Here is a 614-nt window from a genome sequence, read left to right on the forward strand (position 1 = left end):
GTACTGTAGTAGGACATAGCTGCACTGTCATTCCTGACATGTTTTGATATTGGTAGAGCGGCAAATTTTCAACTAGCCCACCATCTTCAATGCCATGTATCGCTGCCGTCCAGTGATAGATTGAGAATGCGGACATGATGCGTTGTGCAAGAAGGTACGCCGCATTCCCCCAAAGAAAATGATCGAAATTGGGTTCGCTGGCAGAGTCGCCGGCGAGTTCTTCGAACTCAAATTCTTCTACCGGGAAGCCACTTTTTCGATACGGCAGACGCAACAGTACATGCGGCAAAACAAGGCTTACGTATAGAGCATTGTCGCTTTCGCAGAAATCTCTCCATCCTATGAGATCGGGGCTTTCAAAAATCTTAGAAAGATCACGCGGCTTTGGAAGATGGTGAAAACTGTCTAACCCAAACAGGGAAGCCGACGCAGCAGAAATGAATGGTACATGTGCAGCCGCTGAAATTGCGGCGATGTTATTTAAAAAAGAGATATCCCTTGAACTACTACCGATTTCAAATCCCCCCAACAGCAAGCCATAAGGACAACCGCCATACGTGTCATATTCGGATCCATAAATTAATTTGAACAATGTACTTTGATCAAATTGAACC

The 614-nt window shown here is 45.3% G+C and carries 1 protein-coding gene; it reads right to left on the reverse strand.

What is annotated here, in order from left to right; all coding sequences use genetic code 11:
* Positions 1 to 614, reverse strand: a 614-nt coding sequence (locus tag H8K52_RS20630; protein ID WP_186924793.1) for a type VI secretion system contractile sheath domain-containing protein, incomplete at both ends; no start/stop codon positions are given.

This window comes from Affinundibacterium seohonense, from assembly GCF_014284305.1.
Lineage (GTDB): Bacteria > Pseudomonadota > Gammaproteobacteria > Burkholderiales > Burkholderiaceae_D > Undibacterium > Undibacterium seohonense.